Below are 927 nucleotides of genomic sequence, written 5' to 3'. Positions count from 1 at the left end.
GTGTTGCTACGCGTCGAGAAGTCCGAACGCGAGCCGGGCGCACCGCTGCTCGAAATCGACAATCTGTCGGTCATCGATGCTCGCGGCGTCTTGCGCGTCGCCAACGTGTCGCTGACCGTTCGTGCGGGTGAGATCGTCGGCATTGCCGGCGTTGCGGGCAATGGCCAGAGCGAATTGCTCGAAGCACTCGCCGGTATGCGGCAGCCCGTTCTGGGAAGCATGCGCCTCGAGGGGCGTGACATCGGCTTTGCCGAGCACAATCCGCACAACATGCGCAAGCTCGGCCTGCTGCATGTGCCGGAAGACCGCTTGCGCATGGGTCTGGTATCTGCGTTTCCCGCTTTCGAGAGCGCTGTTCTCGGCTTTACCGACGATCCGACGATCGGTTCGGGGCCGTTGCTCGACCATGGTCGAATGATCGCCGACCTCACCGCGAAGATGGAGGCCTACGACGTTCGTCCGCCGGCGCCGCGGTTGAAGTCCTCGAAGTTCTCCGGCGGAAATCAGCAGAAGATCGTGCTCGCACGTGAGATCGAGCGCAATCCGAAGGTGCTGCTCGTTGGGCAACCGACGCGCGGCGTCGACATTGGCGCCATCGAATTCATTCATCGCCGTCTCATTGCCTTGCGCGATGCAGGCGTCGGCATTCTCCTCGTTTCCGTTGAACTCGACGAGATCATGAATCTGTCCGACCGGATTCTCACGATGTGCGGCGGACACATTACCGGCGAGCGTAAAGCCACTGACACCGACGAGCAGGATCTCGGCCTCTTGATGGCCGGCGTGACGGAGCGTGCAGCCTGATGCAACCACGTTTGACCCTCGTCACGCTCGGCGTGGCCGATGTCGCGAAGGCGACCGCCTTCTACGAGGCATGGGGCTGGAAGGCCTCGTCCGCGAGCCAGCCAGGCGTGACCTTCTTTCAGG

The 927-nt window shown here is 62.6% G+C and carries 1 protein-coding gene and 1 pseudogene; both read left to right on the top strand.

Annotated features, from left to right (window positions below; genetic code table 11):
* Positions 1 to 804, top strand: an 804-nt coding sequence (locus tag AC1DT3_RS22735) for an ATP-binding cassette domain-containing protein (protein ID WP_477467428.1), incomplete at its 5' end; no start/stop codon positions are given.
* Positions 804 to 927: pseudogene (locus AC1DT3_RS22730) on the top strand (VOC family protein); the annotation flags it as partial. The gene AC1DT3_RS22735 and the pseudogene AC1DT3_RS22730, both read left to right, overlap by 1 nt.

This window comes from Microvirga sp. P4_G7 (genome assembly GCF_056401005.1).
The sequence above is the reverse complement of the archived record's forward strand: the minus strand, read 5'-3'. Positions and strand labels throughout refer to the sequence as shown.